The sequence below is a fragment of the Limnochorda sp. LNt genome, from assembly GCF_035593265.1.
Taxonomy (GTDB): domain Bacteria; phylum Bacillota; class Limnochordia; order Limnochordales; family Geochordaceae; genus Geochorda; species Geochorda subterranea.
Genome location: NZ_CP141614.1, coordinates 234,183 through 254,327, shown reverse-complemented (window position 1 = coordinate 254,327; position 20,145 = coordinate 234,183). Strand labels below are relative to the sequence as shown.

Annotated in this window: 22 protein-coding genes and 1 pseudogene; 1 reads left to right on the top strand and 22 read right to left on the bottom strand. The window is 71.7% G+C overall.

The features are described from left to right. Positions 1 to 78: 78 nt before the first annotated feature. The 17 genes and pseudogenes from VLY81_RS01315 to rpiB form a co-directional block, all read right to left on the bottom strand. Positions 79 to 1,104: a rod shape-determining protein gene (locus VLY81_RS01315; RefSeq protein ID WP_324669225.1), complete on the bottom strand. Its 1,026-nt coding sequence runs from the start codon at positions 1,102 to 1,104 to the stop codon at positions 79 to 81. A 152-nt stretch (positions 1,105 to 1,256) separates the two neighbouring features. After that, entirely contained in the window at positions 1,257 to 1,517 is a 261-nt protein-coding gene (spoIIID, locus tag VLY81_RS01310) for a sporulation transcriptional regulator SpoIIID (RefSeq protein WP_324669224.1), read from the bottom strand. A 163-nt stretch (positions 1,518 to 1,680) separates the two neighbouring features. After that, a complete protein-coding gene (locus VLY81_RS01305) occupies positions 1,681 to 2,508 on the bottom strand; it encodes a murein hydrolase activator EnvC family protein (RefSeq protein ID WP_324669223.1) in 828 nt (275 codons plus the stop codon). A gap of 261 nt (positions 2,509 to 2,769) precedes the next feature. After that, the gene (locus VLY81_RS01300) at positions 2,770 to 3,186 is read right to left on the bottom strand and encodes a F0F1 ATP synthase subunit epsilon (RefSeq protein ID WP_324669222.1); all 417 of its coding nucleotides are present in this window, start codon (positions 3,184 to 3,186) and stop codon (positions 2,770 to 2,772) included. A gap of 6 nt (positions 3,187 to 3,192) precedes the next feature. Then, positions 3,193 to 4,632 carry a F0F1 ATP synthase subunit beta gene (gene atpD, locus VLY81_RS01295; protein WP_324669221.1) on the bottom strand — a complete coding sequence of 480 codons (1,440 nt, stop codon included), beginning with the start codon at positions 4,630 to 4,632 and terminating at the stop codon, positions 3,193 to 3,195. Positions 4,633 to 4,650: 18 nt separating this feature from the next. Next, positions 4,651 to 5,652: an ATP synthase F1 subunit gamma gene (gene atpG / locus VLY81_RS01290; protein ID WP_324669220.1), complete on the bottom strand. Its 1,002-nt coding sequence runs from the start codon at positions 5,650 to 5,652 to the stop codon at positions 4,651 to 4,653. Between the two features lie 33 nt (positions 5,653 to 5,685). Then, on the bottom strand, positions 5,686 to 7,239 hold the full coding sequence (atpA, locus tag VLY81_RS01285) for a F0F1 ATP synthase subunit alpha (protein WP_324669219.1): 1,554 nt from the start codon (positions 7,237 to 7,239) through the stop codon (positions 5,686 to 5,688). A gap of 7 nt (positions 7,240 to 7,246) precedes the next feature. Beyond that, entirely contained in the window at positions 7,247 to 7,834 is a 588-nt protein-coding gene (atpH, locus tag VLY81_RS01280; RefSeq protein ID WP_324669217.1) for an ATP synthase F1 subunit delta, read from the bottom strand. Then, positions 7,831 to 8,382 carry a F0F1 ATP synthase subunit B gene (gene atpF, locus VLY81_RS01275; protein WP_324669216.1) on the bottom strand — a complete coding sequence of 184 codons (552 nt, stop codon included), beginning with the start codon at positions 8,380 to 8,382 and terminating at the stop codon, positions 7,831 to 7,833. Before atpF ends, atpH begins: the two co-directional genes overlap by 4 nt. Positions 8,383 to 8,547: 165 nt before the next feature. Beyond that, positions 8,548 to 8,763, bottom strand: a complete 216-nt coding sequence (atpE, locus tag VLY81_RS01270; protein ID WP_324669215.1) for an ATP synthase F0 subunit C — start codon at positions 8,761 to 8,763, stop codon at positions 8,548 to 8,550. Between the two features lie 78 nt (positions 8,764 to 8,841). Beyond that, positions 8,842 to 9,546 carry a F0F1 ATP synthase subunit A gene (gene atpB, locus VLY81_RS01265; RefSeq protein WP_324669214.1) on the bottom strand — a complete coding sequence of 235 codons (705 nt, stop codon included), beginning with the start codon at positions 9,544 to 9,546 and terminating at the stop codon, positions 8,842 to 8,844. A gap of 6 nt (positions 9,547 to 9,552) precedes the next feature. Continuing rightward, complete coding sequence (locus VLY81_RS01260) at positions 9,553 to 9,969, bottom strand: ATP synthase subunit I (protein WP_324669213.1); 417 nt, start codon at positions 9,967 to 9,969, stop codon at positions 9,553 to 9,555. Positions 9,970 to 10,080: 111 nt separating this feature from the next. Beyond that, entirely contained in the window at positions 10,081 to 10,338 is a 258-nt protein-coding gene (locus VLY81_RS01255; protein WP_324669212.1) for an AtpZ/AtpI family protein, read from the bottom strand. 63 nt (positions 10,339 to 10,401) lie between these two features. After that, positions 10,402 to 11,568 carry a non-hydrolyzing UDP-N-acetylglucosamine 2-epimerase gene (gene wecB / locus VLY81_RS01250; protein ID WP_405001400.1) on the bottom strand — a complete coding sequence of 389 codons (1,167 nt, stop codon included), beginning with the start codon at positions 11,566 to 11,568 and terminating at the stop codon, positions 10,402 to 10,404. Between the two features lie 385 nt (positions 11,569 to 11,953). Beyond that, positions 11,954 to 12,430, bottom strand: a pseudogene (locus VLY81_RS01245) (MraY family glycosyltransferase); the annotation flags it as partial. 287 nt (positions 12,431 to 12,717) lie between these two features. Continuing rightward, positions 12,718 to 13,347: a uracil phosphoribosyltransferase gene (gene upp / locus VLY81_RS01240; RefSeq protein ID WP_324669210.1), complete on the bottom strand. Its 630-nt coding sequence runs from the start codon at positions 13,345 to 13,347 to the stop codon at positions 12,718 to 12,720. 22 nt (positions 13,348 to 13,369) lie between these two features. Then, positions 13,370 to 14,365 (bottom strand): ribose 5-phosphate isomerase B, encoded by a 996-nt coding sequence (rpiB, locus tag VLY81_RS01235; protein ID WP_324669209.1) that lies wholly within the window; start codon positions 14,363 to 14,365, stop codon positions 13,370 to 13,372. Here rpiB and VLY81_RS01230 point away from each other — a divergent pair. Then, positions 14,364 to 14,630 (top strand): hypothetical protein, encoded by a 267-nt coding sequence (locus tag VLY81_RS01230; RefSeq protein ID WP_324669208.1) that lies wholly within the window; start codon positions 14,364 to 14,366, stop codon positions 14,628 to 14,630. The two genes, rpiB and VLY81_RS01230, sit on opposite strands and share 2 nt — an antisense overlap. Here the strand turns inward: VLY81_RS01230 and VLY81_RS01225 are convergent. Genes VLY81_RS01225 through hflX form a run of 5 tightly spaced genes read right to left on the bottom strand, consistent with a single transcriptional unit; the run spans position 14,581 to position 20,141 of the window. Continuing rightward, a complete protein-coding gene (locus VLY81_RS01225; RefSeq protein ID WP_324669207.1) occupies positions 14,581 to 15,666 on the bottom strand; it encodes an L-threonylcarbamoyladenylate synthase in 1,086 nt (361 codons plus the stop codon). The two genes, VLY81_RS01230 and VLY81_RS01225, sit on opposite strands and share 50 nt — an antisense overlap. Then, positions 15,663 to 16,628, bottom strand: a complete 966-nt coding sequence (gene prmC, locus VLY81_RS01220) for a peptide chain release factor N(5)-glutamine methyltransferase (protein ID WP_324669206.1) — start codon at positions 16,626 to 16,628, stop codon at positions 15,663 to 15,665. Before prmC ends, VLY81_RS01225 begins: the two co-directional genes overlap by 4 nt. 18 nt (positions 16,629 to 16,646) lie before the next feature. Then, positions 16,647 to 17,744 carry a peptide chain release factor 1 gene (prfA, locus tag VLY81_RS01215; RefSeq protein ID WP_324669205.1) on the bottom strand — a complete coding sequence of 366 codons (1,098 nt, stop codon included), beginning with the start codon at positions 17,742 to 17,744 and terminating at the stop codon, positions 16,647 to 16,649. Between the two features lie 4 nt (positions 17,745 to 17,748). Further along, a complete protein-coding gene (locus VLY81_RS01210; RefSeq protein ID WP_324669204.1) occupies positions 17,749 to 18,717 on the bottom strand; it encodes a DUF1385 domain-containing protein in 969 nt (322 codons plus the stop codon). After that, complete coding sequence (hflX, locus tag VLY81_RS01205) at positions 18,714 to 20,141, bottom strand: GTPase HflX (RefSeq protein WP_324669203.1); 1,428 nt, start codon at positions 20,139 to 20,141, stop codon at positions 18,714 to 18,716. The genes VLY81_RS01210 and hflX overlap by 4 nt, the downstream gene beginning before the upstream one ends. Positions 20,142 to 20,145 lie beyond the last annotated feature (4 nt).

Here is a 20,145-nt window from a genome sequence, read left to right as displayed (position 1 = left end):
GGCCGCTGGCGCAATGGACCCTGCACTACTGGGGTCGGCGCCAGGACGGGCGCGCTTGAGGCGAGGGGCAACTGCCGCTCAGACGACTCGCTGAGCCGGCGTCGTCGCGACACGGCGGTTTCGTTGCAGCAGGTCCAGCACCTTGCCGGTGCCGCGGGCGACGCAGGTGATGGGGTCGTCGGCGAGCTGGACGGGCAACCCCGTCTGCTGACTCAGCAGGCGGTCCAGCCCCCGCAGCAGGGCACCGCCGCCGGTCATGACGACCCCCCGCTCGTAGATGTCCGCCGCGAGCTCGGGGGGCGTCCGCTCCAGGACGCGGCGCACGGCGTCGACGATGGACATGGCAGGCTCCATCAGGGCGGCCCGGATCTCCTCGGCCTCGACCTGCTGGGTGCGGGGCAGGCCGGTCACCGCGTCGCGGCCGCGCACCTCGCGAGGCGGGACGTCGACGGCGCCCTCGGGGTCGACGGTGCCCAGCTCGATCTTGAGATCCTCCGCCGATCGCTCACCGATGACCAGGTTGTGCTGGCGCTTGAGGTGGCGCACCACGGCCTCGTCCATGCTGTCGCCCGCGACACGCACGGAGTCGGCCACCACCTCGCTGCCCAGGGAGATGACCGCGACATCGGTGGTGCCGCCGCCCACGTCCACCACCATGTTGCCCACCGGCTCCTCGACGTCCAGGCCCGCTCCGATGGCCGCGGCCATGGGCTCCGAGATCAGGTGCACCTCCCGAGCACCCGCCTGGCGGCAGGCCTCGGCGACGGCGCGCCGCTCGACGTCGGTGACGGCGGAGGGGACGCAGGCGACCAGCCGCGGACGGCTCAGGTGCCAGCCGCCCAGGGCCTTGCGCAGGAAGTAGCGTAGCATCAGCTCGGTCACCTGGTAGTGGGCCACCACGCCGTTGCGCAGGGGCCGGATGGCGGCGATGGGGCCCGGTGTGCGGCCCAGCATGTCACGGGCGGCCTGGCCGATGGCCAGGACCTGCTGGCGCTCCTCGTCGATGGCGACGACCGAAGGCTCCTGCAGGACGATGCCCCGCCCCCGGACGTAGATGATGACGCTCGCGGTGCCCAGATCGAGGCCGACGTCGGCGCTCAACATGCCCCAGTGCGAACCCCGTCCTGCTGCCGCCCGGCCGCCCGTTGCGGGGCGGGCCGCCGTGCACGGTGGATATCCGATCGCTACGGGCCATTCGACGGGCGACGCCCATCTCCTGGCAAGCCTGGCTGTCAGCGGCACGCCCCGCCCGACGGCTAAGAGACCTTGCGCTGACGCTGGTACTTGGCCCGGGTCGCCTCGCCGCCGCGGATGTGACGTTCGGCCTTGTTGCGGTCGAGTACCTTCTTGACCTGGCGAGCCAGGTCCTTGTTGAGTCGGGGGAGACGTTCGGTCATGTCTTTGTGGACGGTGCTCTTGCTGACGCCGAAGACGGTGGCGGCCTGGCGGACAGTGGCCCGGGTGGTGATGATGTAGTGGCTGATGTCGACCACCCGCTTGCGGATGTAGTCCCGCATGGAGCGCCCCTCCGGCCCCGTGGTTTCGGGCTCATGCTTATGGGCCGAGAAGGGACGATATGTTTCGAACCTTTCCAAGGGGACGCCGGCGAGCCGTGGACAGGCCCGCCGGCACTGCCGTCAGGCAAACGGGCGAGGCCGGGCCTCACCGGCGTTGACGGCGTCAGGGCCCCACGGGCGAGACCGACGGGAGACCCCGGTCGTCCGGCGCTGAGAGGGCTGGCAGGGGCTCGGAGCCGTCGGCCACCCTGAAGAAGCCTGCCGGCATCACGCCCAGCGGGTCCACGCTCTCGGTGCCGTGGTAGATCGCGAAGCTCACCACACCCCGCACGGTCGCCGCCGCCCCCGCCCCCCCTGCCACGTCGCCGACCCCGTACAGGCCGGTCAGGGCCGGGACCGCCTCGGGGAAGCTGGGACCGTACCCGATGACGACGCCCGCGGCGACGTCCTGGCCCTGCTGCACCCGCACCCTGGCCAGTCGGCCGTACACCGTCTGCCAGTCCCCGCCGTGTTCAATGACGACGGTAAAGCCGTCGGACCCCGCCTCCACCGCGCGCACCCGCCCGTCCCCCGCAGCGCGCACGGGCGCGCCCGAGGGCACCGCCAGCTCGAGGCCGGGCAGGTAGCGCCAGTCTCCGTGCTCCGGGTGGCGACGCCAGCCCGCCATGGCCACGACCATGCCATCCGCGGGCCAGACCAGGCGCCCCTCGAGCCCGGCTCGCCCACCGGTCATGGCCGTCCCCGCGGTGGGGGCCAAGGCGGTCGCCTGCGCGCCGGACTCGACGGGCGTGGCGCGGCTGCTGGCGGCTGGCAGGGTGTCCGCCTCCGCCGCAGCCGTCGGCTGCATCGTCAGGTCGAGCTCCGCCCCGCTCCCGGCAGAGCCGTTCCACCTGGCGACGAGCCAGCCGGCCCCCAGCCCGAGGGCGAAGAGCAGCAGCAACAGCGGCAGCCGCAGCGCCGCACGGGCGTCGCGGGACTCGAGACGCGACACCAGGCGGCCCCATCGGCGCCGTGACCAGGCCAGGGCCCGCGCTGCGCCCCTGCGCAGCGGCCCGGTCGTTCTTCCCCTGGATGACGCCATCTCCATGGCTGACCATCCCCTCCCTGTGATGGGAGTCTGCCCCACGGAGACGGCGGCTATGCAACGCCGACGTGCGCGCTCTCGACGCGGGTCGAAGGCAGGGAGGGAGAGATCCAAGGCAGGGGAGAGAGGAGCGGGCCGTCCGGTGGTATCGAACGGCCCGCCAAGGCTTCAGGCGTCGGACTCCTGGCCCGCCGCCCGCAGGCGGTTGAGAGCTCGGGCCAGGGCCCGCTGGGCCCGCGCGTGGTCGACGTCGGCGGCCCGGCTGCGCAGGCGCTCGAGCGCCCGGTCGCGAGCCGCCCGCGCGCGCATCACGTCGATCTCCTCGGCCAGCTCGGCGGCATCGGCCAGAATGGTGACCCGATTGCCGGAGACCTCCATGAAGCCGCCGGTGACGGCCATCTTGCGCTTGGGCCCGTGAAACTGGCCGAACCGCACGATGCCCAGCCCGACCACGGCCACCATGGGTGCGTGCCCGGCCAGCACGCCGAGGTAGCCCTCCGCCGACGGCACCACCACTGCCTCGGCTCGCTCCCGCAGCACCACGCGCTGGGGCGTGACCACCTCGATCTGGAGGAAGTCCGCCATGGCGCCTCAGAGGCCTTCCTTCTCGATCTGGCGGGCCCGCTCCACTGCCTCGTCGATGGTGCCCACCATGTAGAAGGCCTGCTCGGGCAGTTCGTCGTGCTTGCCGTCGAGGATCTCCCGGAAGCCCCGGATGGTCTCCTTGAGCGGCACGTAGACCCCTGGCCGCCCGGTAAAGGCCTCGGCCACGAACATGGGCTGCGACAGGAACCGCTCGATCTTGCGGGCCCGCGCCACGATCAGTTTATCTTCGTCGGAGAGCTCCTCCATGCCCAGGATCGCGATGATGTCCTGGAGCTCCTTGTAGCGCTGCAACACCTGCTGCACGCCCCGCGCCACCCGGTAATGCTCCTCGCCCACGATCTCCGGCGCCAAGAGCCGCGACGTGGAGGCCAGCGGATCGACCGCCGGGTAGATGCCCCGCTCCGCGATGCGGCGCTCCAGGTTGGTGGTCGCGTCCAGGTGGGCGAAGGTGGTGGCGGGCGCGGGGTCCGTGTAGTCGTCGGCCGGCACGTAGATGGCCTGGATGGAGGTGATGGAGCCCTTCTTGGTGGTGACGATCCGCTCCTGGAGCTGGCCCATCTCGGTGGCCAGGGTCGGCTGGTAGCCCACCGCGGACGGGATGCGCCCCAAAAGGGCCGAGACCTCGCTACCGGCCTGGACGAAGCGGAAGATGTTGTCGATGAACAACAGCACGTCCTGGCCTTCGACGTCGCGGAAGTACTCCGCGATGGTGAGCGCCGCCAGGCCTGCCCTCATGCGGTTGCCGGGAGGCTCGTTCATCTGGCCGAAGACCATGGCCGTCTTCTCCAGTACCCCGGCCTCCTTCATCTCATGGTAGAGCTGGTTGCCCTCGCGGGTGCGCTCGCCGACCCCGGCGAAGACGGAGAAGCCGCCGTGCTCGTAGGCGATGTTGCGGATCATCTCCATGATGATGACGGTCTTGCCCACGCCGGCGCCGCCGAAGAGGCCCACCTTGCCCCCCCGGGGGTAGGGCGCCAGCAGGTCGACCACCTTGAGGCCGGTCTCCAGGATCTCCCGGGAGGGCTCGACCTCGGCGACCGGGGGCGCGGGCCGGATGATGGGTAGCCGCAGCTCCGTCTGGATCTCGCCGGCGGCATCGATGGGCTGGCCCAGGACGTTGACGACCCGGCCCAGCACGCCCCGCCCGACGGGCACCGTGATGGGGCCACCCGTGTCGTAGGCGGGCATGCCCCGGCGCAACCCGTCGGTGCTGTCCATCGCGACGCACCGGACCGTGTTGTTGCCCAGGTGCTGCGCCGCCTCGACCACCAGCACCTCCGGTCTCCCGTCACGGGGTGTCTCGCCATCGGCCGCTCGCGGGATCTCGATGGCGTTGTAGAGGTCGGGCAGCTCCCCCTCGGGGAAGACGATGTCGACCACCGCCCCGAGCACCTGCGAAATCCGTCCCACTCGCTGTCGGGCCATGCTGCTTGCGTCCCTCCGTCAGATCTGGTGCGCCAGGGCCTCGGCGCCGCCCACGATCTCCGTGATCTCCTGCGTGATGCCGGCCTGCCGTGCCCGGTTGAAGGAGAGCGTCAGCGCCTCGATCATCTCCTCGGCGTTGTCGCTGGCGTTGCGCATCGCCGTCATCCGTGCGCCGTGCTCGCTCGCCTTGGCCTCCAGGAGGGCCCGGAAGACCTCCGCGTCCACGTAGCGCTCCAGCAAGACGCCGATGACCGCCTCGGGCGACGGCTCGTAGATGTAGGGCGGTTCCCACCGGCCGGCCCGGCGCGCCGGGATGGCCGGATCGCTCGATCCAGCCCCGTCCGCCTCCGTGGCCGTGCCGCCCCGCGGCCAGATCGCACCCTCCCGCTCCCGCACGGGCCACGGCTTGGGCCCGCCCTCGGGGATGGGCAGCAACTGGAAGAGCACGGGCCGACCGACGACGGCGCTAACGAACTGGGTGAACAGCAGCAATACGCGGTCGCATTCGCCCGCCACGTAGGGCTCCGTCAAGGCCCGCGCCACCTCCTGGGCCGTGCCGTACTCCACGTGGTCGCCCAGATGGACGAAGACCTGACGGGCCGGCCGCCCGGTGCGCCGCAGCCAGTCGCGCATCTTGCGCCCGACGGCCACGATCTCAACCTGGCGCCCCTGGCGCTCCTCGGCCCGGAGGGCGGCCTCCAGTGCCCGGCCCATGTTGGCGTTGTAGCCGCCGGCCAGCCCCCGGTCGGCCGCGATGACGCACAGCAGGGTACGGCCGTTTTCGCGCCGGGCCAGCAGCGGGTGGGCACGCGCCAGCTCCGGCTGCTCGGCCAGCGTGGTGCCCACGACCCGCGCCAGCACCTCGGCGATCCGGTTGGCGAAGGGTCGGGCGGCCAGCGTGCGACTCTGGGCGCGTCGCAGCTTGGCCGCGGAGACCATCTCCATGGCCTTGGTCACCTGTTGGGTGTTGCGGACGCTCTGGATGCGCCGCCGGATGTCTCGTACCGACTGCCCGGCCACCGCTGGCGCTCCCTCTTCCCGTGATGGTGGACGCTAGCGAGCGGACGTCCCCGAGGCCGCCTGGGGGCTCGAGGCAGCCGCCGCCCGCATGCGCTCCTTCACCTCGAGGATGGATTCCTTGAGGGCAGCCGCGGTCTCGTCGGTCAGCTCCTTGCGCTCCCGGATGGCCTCCAAGACTTGGGGCCGCTGCGTGCGCAGATACTGCAAAAACTGCTGCTCGAACGGCTGCACCTGCTCGACCGGCATGTCGTCCAGCAGGCCGTTGACCCCCGCGAAGATGATGGCGACCTGCTCCTCCACCGGCATGGGCTGGTACTGGCCCTGCTTGAGCACCTCGGTCACCCGCTCGCCCCGGATGAGGCGGGCCTGGGTGGCCCGATCCAGGTCGGAGCCGAACTGCGCGAAGGCGGCCAGCTCACGGTACTGGGAGAGGTCCAGGCGCAGCCGGCCTGCCACCTGGCGCATGGCCTTGACCTGGGCGTCGCCGCCGACCCGGCTGACCGAGCGCCCGACGTTGATGGCAGGCCGGATGCCGGCGTAGAAGAGGTCGCTCTCCAGGTAGATCTGCCCGTCGGTAATGGAGATGACGTTGGTGGGGATGTACGCCGAGATGTCGCCCGCCTGCGTCTCGATGATGGGTAGGGCCGTCAGCGAACCGCCGCCGAGCCGGTCATCCAGCTTGGCCGATCGCTCCAGCAGGCGGCTGTGCAGGTAGAAGATGTCGCCCGGGAAGGCCTCACGCCCGGGAGGACGCCGCAGCAGCAACGACATCTCGCGATACGCCGCCGCGTGCTTGGAGAGATCGTCGTAGACGACCAGCACGTCCTGCCCCTTGTACATGAAGTACTCGCCCATGGCCGTGCCGGCGTAGGGGGCAATGTAGAGCAGGGGCGCCGGCTCGCTGGCCGTCGCCGAGACCACGATGCTGTACTCCATGGCCCCGTGGCGGTCGAGGACGTCCACGACGCCCGCCACGGTCGACGCCTTCTGGCCGATGGCGACGTAGATGCAGATGACGCCCTGGCCCTTCTGGTTGATGATGGTGTCGACGGCCAGGGCCGTCTTGCCCGTCTGGCGGTCCCCGATGATGAGCTCCCGCTGACCCCGGCCGATGGGGATCATGGAGTCGACGGCCTTGAGGCCCGTCTGCAGCGGGACCGACACCTTGCGCCGGTCGACAACGCCCGGCGCCCGGGTCTCGATGGGTCGGCGCTGGTCCGTCGTGATAGGCCCCTTGCCGTCGAGGGGCTGGCCCAGCGGGTTGACCACCCGCCCCAGCAGGGCCTCGCCGACAGGGACCTCCATGACACGGCCCGTGCGGTAGACGGGGTCCCCCTCCTTGAGGTGGGCGTAGGGTCCCATCAGCACCGCCCCGATGTTGTCCTCTTCCAGGTTGAGGGCCATGCCAAAGAGGTCACCGGGGAAGCGCAAGAGTTCGCTGGCCATGCAGTCGCTCAGGCCGTGCACCCGAGCGATCCCGTCACCGACGTAGATGACGGTGCCCACCTCTTCGACGGCCGGCTGGGCCTCGAAGCGCTCGATCTCCCGCTTCAAGACCGACGTGATCTCCTCCGGTCGGATCGCCACCGCCCGATCAACCTGCCTTTCCGTCCGCCGAGACCGCCATGGGCGGCATGGGTGCCGTGCGAAGCCGGTCGCGCAAGCGCCAGAGCTGCCGGGAGAGACTCCCGTCCAGGCGCAGGTCGCCGGCCCGCACCACCAGGCCACCGATCAGGTCCGGATTGACCCGCACCGACAGCCGCACGCCGCTGGCTCCCAGGAAGTCCCGCAGGCGCTGCGAGAGCATCTGCTCCTGGTCGGGCGTCAGGGGCACGGCCGTCTCCACCTCGACCCGGACCACGTCGCGGAGCCGGTCCGCCTCGACCTGCACCTGCTCCGCCATGGCCGACAGCAAGCCCTCGCGCCCCTTCTGGGCGACCACGCGCAGGAAGCCGTAGACCATCTCCGGGACGTCGTCACCCAGCGCCTCACGGATGGCCGTCAGTTTACGCTCGGCCTCCACGTGGCCCTCGAGCCACAGGCGGCGCAGGGCCGCGTCCTCCTGCAGGCGCCGGGCCACCCGGCTCAGGCCGCGCTCCACCTCGTCGAGGAGGCCGCGCTCGGAGGCCAGCTCGGCCAGTGCCAGCGCATACCGGCGCACCAGGATGCGCCGGCCCGTCACCGGCGCTCACCTACCTGCTCGATGAACTCCCGGGCGATCCGTCGGCCATCAGCCTCATCGATCTGGCGCCGCAGCAGCCGCTCCGCCGCGGCCACCGCCAGGGTCGCGGCCTCCTCCCGGATAGCCGCCAGCGCCTGGTCGCGCTCCATGCGGATCTCGGCCCGCGCCTGCTCCAGCGAGCGGTGCGCCTCCTCCTCGGCCTGCCTCAGGCGTCGCTGACGCTCCTGCTCGGCGGCCTCCAACGCCCGCTGGAGCTCCTCCTGGGCCCGCCGCCGGGTCTGCTCCATCTCGTGACGCATCTCGTCACGCAGGCGCTCCGCCTCCTCGCGGGAGCGGCGCGCCCCCTCGACGGCCTCGCTCACCTCGGCCTCCCGCCTGGCCAGCACGTCGCCCAGCGGCTTGAAGACCAGGCGGGTGAGGAGGAGCATGACCACCAGGACGTTGACGACCTGCGCCGCGAACGTCGTCAGATTGATCTGCAACGGCGTGGCCGCCGCCTCGCCACCCGCGGCCGCCAGCGCCACCAGATGTTCTGCTGCGCCCGCCATCCACTCCATCGTGGGGTTAGCCCCCGTTTCCTTGCACAAGTCCAAAGCTCGGGAAGGGGCGGGGCCGGCGCCCTGGCGGGAGCCGGCGCCCGGTGTTCCCGTTTTGCCACGGCCTAGTCGACGGGGCCCTCGTCACCCGATGGGCGGCTGCCTTCGCCTCGAGCCTCAGACCCGGCCCGAGAGAATGAACGCGATCACGAACGAGAACAGGGTCAGGGCCTCCATGAACGCCAGGGCGATCAGCAGAGCGCCCCGGATGTCACCCGCCGCCTCCGGCTGGCGGGCCATGCTCTCCACCGCTCGGGAGGTCGCCCATGCCTGCCCGAAGGCGGACATCATGGCCGGCATGGCGATGGCCAGCGTGACTGCCAGGAATTCCACGCGCGTTCGCTCCTCCTTTCCTGCGCCAACCCGTCCGTTTCGACCCGACGTCGTCTCCCCGTCGTCGGCAGGGGAAGTTCAGTGATGGCCCATGGCCGTGGCCACGTAAACGGATGTGAGGGTTGCGAAGATCAAGGCCTGGATGAAGCCGAACAGGACCTCCAGCAGCATCACCGGCGTTGGCGCCAGAAACGGCACCAGCACGAACAGCGCCGCCACCACCATGTCGCCGCCGAAGAGGTTGCCGAACAGACGCACCGACAAGGAGAAGACCTTCACCAGCTCCTCGAGGACGTTCATCGGCAACAGGAAGGGGATGGGCTCCACGAATCGCTTGAGATAGCGTCGCAACCCGACGGCCCGGGCCGCGAAGACCTGGACCAGGAGGATGTCGGTAGCGGCCAGGGCGACCGTGGTGGAGAGGTCCGTCGTCGGCGGCACCACCCCGGGGATGAACCAGGCGTAGTTGAGGGCCAGCACCATGACGAAGAAGGTGCCCACCAGCGGCACGAAGCGGCGGTCGGCATGCCCCAGCGACTGCTCCAGCAGCCCCTCGATGAACCGGTAGAAGACCTCGGCCAGGGTCTGAAGCCCCCGGGGGCGCTGTTGGATCTGGCGCCGCAGGAGGACGGCCACCACCGCGATGATGGCCACCACCGCCCAGCTGTTGACCACCGTCGTGGTGATCTCGAAAGGCCCCACCTGCCAGAGGGTGCGAGGGGCCACCTCCTCCAGCACGTGCCCGATCGCGGCCAGCTTGGACTCCAAGAAGCGCTCCAGCATCGCGCCCTACCGCCCGTCCGCCTTGCTGTGCCGGATGTATCGCGGCGCCGTCAGCACGTACCCGATCACCTCGACCATCAACCCCGCCAGCATCCCCAGCAGGAAGGGGAGCCCCCGCCCGGCGGCCCACCACAGCAAGGTCGCCGCGACCGCCAGCCTCAACATCGAGGCTCCCAGCACCCAGCCGCTGCCGCTGCCGCCGGCCTGCCAGCGCTCGAGGGCCCGCCGGGTGAGGCCGTGGTTGACCATGCCCGCCGGCGTGCCGGCGGCGACGCCCCAGGCCGCATCCGGATACCCTATCCACCACGCCAACGCTGCCAGTGCCCCACCGGTCAGCGCGAGCTGCCACGTGCCGAGACCCGGCCAACGGCGCGGCGACGGCGGCCCCGAGGCCTCGTCACGACGCTCCGCCGGGGTCGGCACCGTCTCGACCTTCCATCATGGATGGAGCTCGAGGCGCACGCCGTATGTTGTACGTCGCGCGCAGAGCGTTCCCTCCTGTTGCGAACATTTCTCGTCTCCAGGCCGGCCGCGTCAACGGCGCCGTTCGCGCGACTCGACCCTTGAGATCTCGCGTACCAACGAGTAGAGCGAGAGCGTCACGGCCAGGACGACGCCCGTGACGGCCAGCCAGGGGGCCGTCCCCCACCGGCGATCCAGGTAGTTGCCGCCCCAGATGCCCAGCACCAGCGCGGCTGCCGTGTTGAAGCCCCACGCGAACAGGCCGGCGTAGCGGCCCAGCTCCGCCCACGGCGAGCGCCCGGCTCCTCGACCACCGCCTCGGTCACCCACGCCAGCGCCGCCTCTCGGGTTGTCGTCCGGGGGCGCCGAGTATTATAGAGGGCCTCAGGGCGGCTAGCAACGTTTTTCACCATCTCCACCGCTCGGAGTCGGCCGGAAAGGCTCGGGCGGCGTGGTCGAAAGGCCCATCGCCCAACGCAGAGCCTGCACGATCCGCTCAGCGGCGCGCCCGTCGCCGAACGGGTTGACCGCCAGTGCCATGGCCCGGTACGCCTCGGGGTCGCTCAGCAGCCGGCTGGCCTCCTCCACGATGCGAGTCGGGTCGGTCCCCACCAGCCGAGCGCAACCGGCCTCCACCGCCTCCGGCCGCTCGGTCACCTCGCGCAGCACCAGCACGGGCTTGCCCAGCGCCGGGGCCTCCTCTTGCAGGCCTCCCGAGTCGGTCAGGACCAGCGTCGCCGCCTGCAGCAGCGGCACGAACCCCAGGTAGTCGGGAGGCTCCAGCAGCACCACCCGGTCGATGCCCTCCAGCTCCTCGGTGGCCACCTGGCGCACGGCAGGATTCGGGTGGACGCTGACCACCCCCACCACGTCATCGAAGGCGCCGATGAGCTCCTTGAGGGCGCGGTAGACCGCGCGGTGGGGCTCGCCCCAGCTCTCCCGGCGGTGGGTGGTCACCAGGAGCAGCCGCCGGCCGCGCTCCAGGTGACGACGCACCTGCCAATGCCGGACCGGACCGGCGCGAGCGGCGACGTGACGCAAGGCGTCGATGACCGTATTGCCGGTCAGCCAGACCCGTTGCGGCTCGATCCCCTCGTGGAGGAGCCGCCGGGCTGCCCGGGCGGTCGGGGCGAAGTGCCAGCGGGCCAGGACCGAGGTGAGACGCCGGTTGATCTCCTCGGGAAAGGGGCGGTAGGGATCGTCGGTGCGCAACCCGGCCTCGACGTGCCCCACGGGGATGCGATGGTAAAAGGCCGCCAGGGCGGCAGCGAAGGTGGTGGTGGTGTCGCCTTGCACCAGGACCACGTCGGGGCGATCTCGCTGGAGCAGCCCGTCAAGACCCGACAGCGCGCCGCAGGTGATGTGGCTCAGGCTCTGCCCCGGCCGCATCAGGTCGAGATCGGCGTCGGGCACCAGCTCGAAGACGCGCAGCACCTGGTCCAACATCTCCCGGTGCTGGCCCGTCACCACGATGCGCACCTCGAACTCCGGGGCCTGCCGCACGGCCCGAATGACGGGCGCCAGCTTGATGGCCTCGGGCCGGGTCCCGAAGATGGGCATCACCACCACGGCCACTGCGGCCGTGCACCTCCCGTCGGGTCGAACGCTGCCAGGCCACCCTCCCGGCGAAGAGCCCCGCCATCCCGGCCAGCGTCAGGGCCGCCAGCACGGTCAGCCTCGTCCGGGGGGAGAGGAGCATGGCCACCGCCCCCAGCGCGGCGCTCACCGCATACAGCGCGAGCACGACCCGGGGCACGTCGTGCCAGCGGGCCAGCAGCCGATGATGGACGTGCCCGTCGTCCGCCTCGGCAGGGGAGCGCCTCGCCAGACTGCGGCGGACGATGGCCCACGCCGTATCGGCCAGGGGGACGCCCAGGGCCAGCACCGGCACCACCAGCGCCATGGCCGCCGGCCCCTTGGCCACACCGAGGGCGCTCGCCCCGGCGAAGGCGAAGCCCAGCGCCAGGGCCCCGCTGTCCCCCATGAAGATACGGGCCGGCGAGAAGTTGTACCCCAAGAATGCCACGCATCCTGCCGCCAGGATCGCCAGAAGGGCCGCCGCCTCCTCGACCCCCAGCGCCAGCGACGCCATCAACGTGGGCAACGCGGCGATGGCTGCCACGCCCGCGGCGAGGCCGTCGAGGCCGTCGAGCAGGTTGACGGCGTTGCTGACCCCCACCAGCCAGAGGACGGTGACAGGTACGGACCAGATCCCCAGGTGGGCCATGAGGGCGGTGCCGCCCAACAGCGAGGGCACGGAGATCCACTGGATGCGCAGGCCCATCGCCACGCTGACGGCCGCGGCGGCGACCTGCCCCAGCAGCTTGAGCTGGGGGGACAGCCCCCTGAGGTCGTCGACCAGCCCCAACGCGAAGACCACCGCGGTGCCGCTCAAGACTTGCAGCAGCGGCTGCACCGGCATCCCGCCCACACCCAGCGCGACGGCACCCGCCGTCCAGCCCACCATGAGGGCGATGCCGCCCAGCCGGGCGACGGGGCGGCGGTGCAGGTGACGGCCGCCGGGGCGATCCAGGAGGCCCCGCCGCTCGGCCCACCGCGCCACCGGCGGTGCGGTCACCAGGACCGCGAAAAAGGCCGCCACCGCGGCCGCCATCATGAGCTGCACGTGCCCCTCCACGTCGCGGCTGCACCCCCTCGCCGCCGACCCCGTCCGACGAGGGCCGGCGGCCACCGCCGACCGCCGCCGGGTCAGCGGGTGCCGTAGAGGCGATCGCCCGCGTCGCCCAGACCGGGCCGGATGTACCCGTGCTCGTCGAGGCGGTCGTCGACGGCCGCCAGGTAGACCTCGACGTCCGGGTGGTGTCGCTCCAGATGGCGCAACCCCTCCGGCGCGGCGATGAGGGCCATCACCCGGATGCTGCGCCCGCCACGGTTCTTGACGTAGCGCACCGCCTCCACCACCGAGCCGCCCGTCGCCAGCATGGGGTCGCAGACGATGACGTCCCGGTCGGCGATGTCGGTGGGCAGCTTGCAGTAGTACTCTACCGGCCGCAGGCTCTCGGGGTCTCGATAGATGCCGACGTGCCCTACCTTCGCCGCCGGCACCAGCCGCAGGATCCCGCCGACCATCCCCAGGCCTGCCCGGAGGATGGGGACCACGGCCACCTTCTTGCCGCTCAGCGACCGCCCCCGGGTCTCCTCCAACGGCGTCCGGACGGGGACCTCTTCGACGGGGAAGTCACGAGTGGCCTCGTAGGTGATCAGCATGGAGATCTCTTCGAGGAGCTCCCGAAACTCCTTGGGGCCGGTCTGCTCGTCACGCAACAGGGTCAGCTTGTGCTGCACCAATGGGTGGTCGATGACATGCACCGCCGCCACGACGGCCCCCCCTCCCCGCTCGTCACGCTCCGTCCTCCATGCGCGCGATCTTGTCGACCCGGCGGGCGTGACGCCCTCCCTCGAAGCTGCCCCGGGCGAAGGCCCTCACCACCTCGGCGGCCACCGCGGGCCCCACCACCCGGCCCCCGATGGCCAGGAGATTGGCGTCGTTGTGGGCTCGGGCCATGCGGGCCGAGTACGGGTCGTGGCAGAGCGCGGCCCTCACCCCTCGCACCTTGTTGGCGGCGATGCTCATCCCGATGCCGGTGCCGCACATCAACACGCCGAAGGCGACCCGTCCGGCCGCCACCGCCCGCGCCACCTCCAGGGCCACGTCGGGGTAGTCGACCGCCCCCCCCTCGGCCGGGCCGTGCTCCTCGACGACCCACCCCTCCTCGCGGAGGGTCTCCACTACCGCGTCGCGCAGGAGCCGCCCGGCATGGTCCCAACCCACGGCGACCGCACGGACCCCGCTGGCCTGCCGGCTCTCCCGCTCCAGGCGGCTCGCCGCCAGACGGGTCAGCGACTCCAGCTCGCGTGCCGTCGCACGGTATCGCTCGAGCTCCTGACCGAAGGGATCCTCCACGTCGCGCGGGGACCCCGCATACTCCCCCAGCGTATAGACCCGCCCCGCCATCTCCGGCGCCATGGCCAGCACCCGCCGCTTGTGGTCCTCCGTCATGGTCAGGACCAGTCGGGCCGTCACCAGCCGCTCACGGGTCAGCAGGCGTGCGCGATGCGAGGCGAGGTCGACGCCCCATTCCTGCGCTACCTGCCGGGCCTGCTGGCTGGCCGGTTCTCCGTCTCGGGCGCTCAACCCTGCCGACTCGGCCTCGAGGGGCACGGCACCTCCCTTCTCGCGCCATGCCTTGCGGAAGAGAGCAGCCGCCAGCGGGCTGCGGCACGTGTTGCCCGAGCAGACGAAGAGGATGGCCCCGCCCGGCGAGGCCTCCCCGCCTCGCCCTGCCGTCTGGGGCATGCTATCCACGCCATCGGGCTCGGGAGTGAACGACGTCATGGATCACCAGCGTCCCTACCTGTGCCCCGGCTGCCAGGGCAACCGGAGCCGATTCGAGCTCATCTTCCACTTCGTCCAGGAGGTCCAGAAGGACCCCGCTACCGGACAGGTGCTCTACGCCGCCGACGAGCTGCTGCCGCTGTCCCGCGGGGATCGCCCTGCCATGGACGTCCGGTGCTGCGTCTGCCAGTTCACCGGACACGAAGGCCTCTTCATCAAGGCGGCTCGACGCAACGCTCCACCCGCCCTGCAGCGGCCTTCTTGAGGCGGTTGTTGACCGCGATGCCGATCCCCCGCTCGTCGACGGCCTCGGCCAGGATCAGCGCCGGGCGGGCCCGATCCAGCTCGCGCAACGCGCCGAAGAGCCGCCGGGCGATCCCCTCCAGATCGTGCCGCGCCCCTGCCCGCTTCACCCGCACGCCCGGAGCGGGCAGCACCCCTTGCCCATCCAGGAGCGACAGCGTCTCGTCGGAGACGAAGAGCCCCAGCGGGGTCGTCCCCGAGGGCCCGATCTCCGCGAGGCGCCGACGGATGGCCTCGGCGACGGCCCGGGGCGTGCCCTCCAGCACCACCACCGGAGCCTCCGGCGCGTAGTGCCGGTACTTCAAGCCGGGCGAACGGGGCACCTCCCCCGGATCGATCTCGTGCCGGTGCAGGGCCACGTCACCCAACGTCTCCTGCAGCTGCTCCAGGCTGAGGCCGCCGGGCCGCAGCACCACCGGCCGATCGCCCGTCAGGTCCAACACCGTCGACTCCACCCCGACCCCTGTCGGCCCGCCGTCGAGGATCCACTCGATCCGGCCGGCCAGGTCCTCGATGACGTGGCGGGCGGTCGACGGGCTGGGGCGCCCCGAGCGATTGGCGCTGGGCGCGGCGATGGGTCGCCCCGCTGCCTCGATGAGGCCCAGGGCCACCCGATGGGCCGGCATGCGGACGGCCACCGTGGAGAGCCCTGCCGTGACGGCAGGGCTCACCACCGGGCGGCTCGGCAAGATCAGCGTCAGCGGGCCCGGCCAGAATCGGCGCGCCAGTGACTCCCAGCGTCCCTGGGGGTCCGGGTGGGCCAGTCGCAGGACGTCCTCCCGAGTGGCCACGTGCACGATGAGGGGGTTGTCCGCCGGCCGGCCCTTGGCCTCGAAGATGCGCCGCACCGCCCGCTCGTCGAGCGCATCAGCTCCCAGCCCGTAAACCGTCTCGGTGGGGAACGCGACGAGCTGGCCCTCCCGGATGGCCGCCCCCGCCTCGGCCAGCACCGCCGGGTCGGGCCTGTCGGGATCCACCCGGACCACTCGGGTCCTCACGGCCCCGCCAACTCCTCCGCAGGCGTCGCAGGCCATGCGAGCGGCCCCGTGCCAGGCCTTTGGGCCAGCAGTGCCGGCGTGCCGCTGACCGGATCCCGCACTGGCGCGACGCGTGCCAGCGTGGACGCCGCATGGCTCCTCAGCCACGCCGCCAGATCGCGGGCCTGGTCGGCGCTGCCCAGCTCCATCGCCAGCAGCCCGCCCGCGCGCAAGACCCGAGCGGCTCCCTCTGCCACCCGGCGCGCCACCGACAGCCCGTCAGGTCCCCCGTCGAGAGCCAGGCGAGGCTCGTACCGACGGATCTCGGGGGCGAGGCCATCCAGGGTATCGGTGGGGACATAGGGCGGATTGGCGACCACCAGGTCGAAGGTCTCGTCGCCCGCCCAGGACAGGGCGTCGCCCCGCACCCAGGCGAGCCGGTCGAGGAGCTGGTGACGGCGGGCGTTGTCGCGAGCGCAGGCCAGTGCCGCCGGGGAGACGTCGCTCCCGATGCCCTCCCAGTCGGCGACCCTCGCCGTCAGCGTCACCGCCAGGGCACCGCTGCCGGTGCCCACGTCGACGAAGCGCGCCCCTCCGGCGCGGGCGCCGCTCCCGGCACCCTCCCGCCCCTGCCACGCTCGCAACGCCAGCTCCACCAGGTACTCGGTCTCGGGGCGAGGCACCAGCACCGCCCGATCCACCCCGAAGCGCAGCCCGTAAAACTCGCGGTAGCCCACGATGTAGGCCACGGGCTCCCGATTGGCCCGCCGGCGCAGCGCCTCCCGGTAGGCGTCGACCTCGTCGGGCTCCAGGGGCTGATCGAGGCGGGTGTACAGCTCGAGGCGGGAGGTGCCCAGCACGTGGGCCAGCAGCACCTCGGCATCCAGCCGCGGGCTGGGGCAGCCGTGCCGGGCCAGGTAGGGCTCGGCCAGCCGCAAGAAGTCGACGGCGACGCGGGGGGCACGGTCGGTGGCGCCTCTCATGCGGGAGCCCCCCGCCCCTCATACCTGCATGGCGGCCAGGCGCTGCGACTGCTCGTCGAGGATGAGGGCGTCGATGAACTCGTCCAGGTCGCCCTCTTGCAGCACCGCATCCAGGCGGTGCACCGTGAGCCCGATGCGGTGGTCGGTCACGCGGTTTTGCGGGAAGTTGTAGGTGCGGATGCGCTCGCTGCGCTCCCCCGTGCCGACCTGGGAGCGCCGCTCCCGCGCCAGGCGCTGCTCCTGATCCCGGAGCATCATGTCGTAGAGCCGGGCCCGCAGCACCTTCATGGCACGCTCACGGTTCTTGAGCTGGGAGCGCTCGTCCTGGCACGTGACGACGATGCCGGTCGGCTTGTGGGTGATACGCACCGCCGAGTCGGTGGTGTTGACGTGCTGGCCGCCGTGGCCGCTGGCGCGGAAGACGTCGATCTCGAGCTCCTCGGGCCGGATCTGCACCTCCACCTCCTCTGGCTCGGGCAGGACCGCCACGGTGGCGGTGGAGGTGTGGATGCGACCCGACGCCTCCGTCACCGGGACCCGCTGGACCCGGTGGACGCCCCGCTCGTACTTGAGCCGGCTGAAGGCGCCCTCCCCCGTGACGGAGAAGACCACCTCCTTGAATCCCCCCAGCTCGGTGGGATTGGCGGCGATGAGCTCGGTCCTCCAGCCTCGTCGCTCGGCGTAGCGGGTGTACATCCTGAAGAGGTCGGCCGCGAAGAGCGCGGCCTCCTCGCCCCCTGTGCCGGCCCGTATCTCCACGATGACGCTGCGGTCGTCGTGGGGGTCGCGGGGTAGCAGCATGATCCACAGCTGCCGCTCGATCTCCTCACGCCGGCGCTCCAGGGCCTCGATCTCGGCCTCGGCCAGCTCCCGCAGCTCGCCGTCGACCGGGCCTTCCTCCAGGAGAGATCGCGTCTCCCGGATGGCCTCCCTCACCCTCCGGTACTCCCGCCAGCTTTCGACGATCTCGCCCGTGCGGGCATGGGCCTGGGCCACCTTGCGCAACTCCGCCGGGTCCGAGGCCAGACCGGGGTCGGCCAGTCGCCGGGTCAGCTCGTCGTATCGCTCCTCGACGGCCGCCAGCCGTCGCTCCAGATCGGCGTGCGAAGGCAACATGCTCTCACCCGACCACCGCGAGCTGGCCCGCCGTCTGCTCGGACGCGGCCGGCCGCGGCGACACCCCGTCGCGCTCCAGCACCGCCTCGAGTGCGGCGATGGCCACCTCCACCTGGGCGTCGTCGGGCTCGCGGGTGGTCAACCGCTGCAGCCACATGCCGGGCCTCGCCAGGCCCCGCACCCACCAAGGCGCCGAGGGGCGCCCCGCCGCCCGGATCAGCTCGTAGGCCGCCCCCGCCACGAGCGGCAGGATCAGCAGATGGACGGCCACCCGCTCCAGCAACGGGGGATGCCCGGTGAAGCTCGTCACCACGGAGAAGACCACGACACTCACCAGGACCACCAGGAAGAGGAAGTTGGTGCCGCATCGGGGATGGATGCGGCTGGCACGCCGCACGTGCGCCACGTCCAGGGGCCAGCCTGCCTCGTAGCAGTTGATGGCCTTATGCTCCGCCCCATGGTACGCAAAGACCCGAGCCATGTCCGGCAAGAAGCCGATGGCCCACACATACGCTACGAACAGCCCGGCCTTGATGGCGCCCTCGGCCAGGTTGAGGGCCAGGGAGGATGATACGTGGGGCTGCAGCCAGCGCGCCGCCGCCGCCGGCAGGAGCACGAAGAGGCCGACCGCCAGGGCGATGCCCAGCACGAGGCTGGCCGCCTCCATCAGCCTGACGGACGCCGACGTCTTGCCCGGGGGAGAGCCCCCGAGCTCGGCCTCCTCGGCCAGGAGACGATCCGCCGACGCGTTGAGGGCCCGATAGCCGATGACCAGCGCCTCGGCCATGGCCACGACGCCCCGTACCATGGGCCAGCCCAGGGGACGGGCCCGCCGCACCCAAGGCTCGCCCGGGTGACGCGACACCTGGATGCCGCACGAGGTCGAGCGGGTCGCCACCGCATAGCCGTTGCGGCCTCGCATCATGACCCCTTCGAGCACGGCTTGCCCACCGTAGTAGAAGCGGTCGCTCATGCCCCATGCACCTCGTCGGGTCGGCCGGCATCCGCCCCGGTGAAGTATGCCCGACGCCACGCGGACCGGCTCCCCGCGGCGCCGGCCCGCCGCCTCGCCGGCACCGCCAGGCCCGTCGCCGTCACGGCCGGCTCGTAGGCGGCCAGCCGACCCGCAAAGCTCTCGGGCAGTGCCACCCGTACCCGGATCGCGTCGTCGAGGTAGGCCTGCTCGATGACCCGGCCCCGTCGGTAGAGCAGGGACAACAGCCGCGACTCCGAATACGGGATGACCAGCTCGAGCACCTCCTCCTCGGCGCGCAAGGCCTCCGAGATGGCCTCCCGCAGCCGATCCAGGTTGGTACGGTAGAGGGCGGAGACGGGGATGGCCTGCGGGTACCGGTCGAGCAACGCGCGCAGGGAGGCCCCCTCGGCCCGGTCGATCTTGTTGAAGACCAGCACGACGGGCCGGGTCGCCGCGCCGATCTCCTCCAGCGTCTCGAAGACGGCCTGCATCTGACGCTCCACGTCGGGGCGGCTCGCGTCGACCACGTGCACCAGCAAGTCGGCCCGGGTCACCTCCTCCAGGGTGGCCCGAAACGCCGCGACCAGGTGCGCCGGCAGCTTCTTGATGAAACCCACCGTGTCGGTCATCAGGCAGTGGGAACCCTCGGCCAGGTAGACCCGGCGCACCGTCGGGTCCAGGGTCTCGAACGGCCGGTCCTTGGCGCTGACCTGGGATCCCGACAGAGCGTTGAGAAGCGTCGACTTGCCCGCGTTGGTGTAACCCACCAGCGCCACGACGGGCATCTCCAGGGCCGCGCGGCCTCGGCGGTGCTGCTCCCGGTGCCGGGCCACCTCGGCGATCTGACGGCGCAGCTCCGCGATGCGCCGCTTGATGCGCCGCCGATCGTACTCGAGCCGCGTCTCACCGGGGCCTCGGGTGCCGATGCCGCCGCCGAGCCGGGAGAGGGTCTGCCCCCACCCGGTGAGCCGCGGCAGCAGGTAGGTGAGCTGGGCCAGCTCGACTTGCAGCTTGCCCTCCCGGGAGCGCGCCCTCTGCGCGAAGATGTCGAGGATCACCTGGGTGCGGTCGAGCACCGGCAGCCCCACGACACGCTCCAGGTTGCGTCGCTGGGTGGGAGCGAGTTCGTCGTCGGCGACCACCAGCGTGGCGCGGGCCGTCAGGGCCGCTGTCTGGAGCTCCTCCGCCTTGCCCCGGCCGAAGTAGAGGGCCGAGTCGGGCACGGGCTCCCGCTGCACCATGACGCCGACCACCTCGGCGCCTGCGGCCCGCGCCAGATCGGCCAGCTCCTCCAGGGACGTGGTCAGATCTTCGTCCTCCGAACACGCTATCAAGTAGGCCCGCCCCTGGGGCCAGAGAGCCGGACGCGCTCGCTCGATGTGGACCATCTCCCCTTGCCGCCCGACGGATCTCGGGCTCATTATA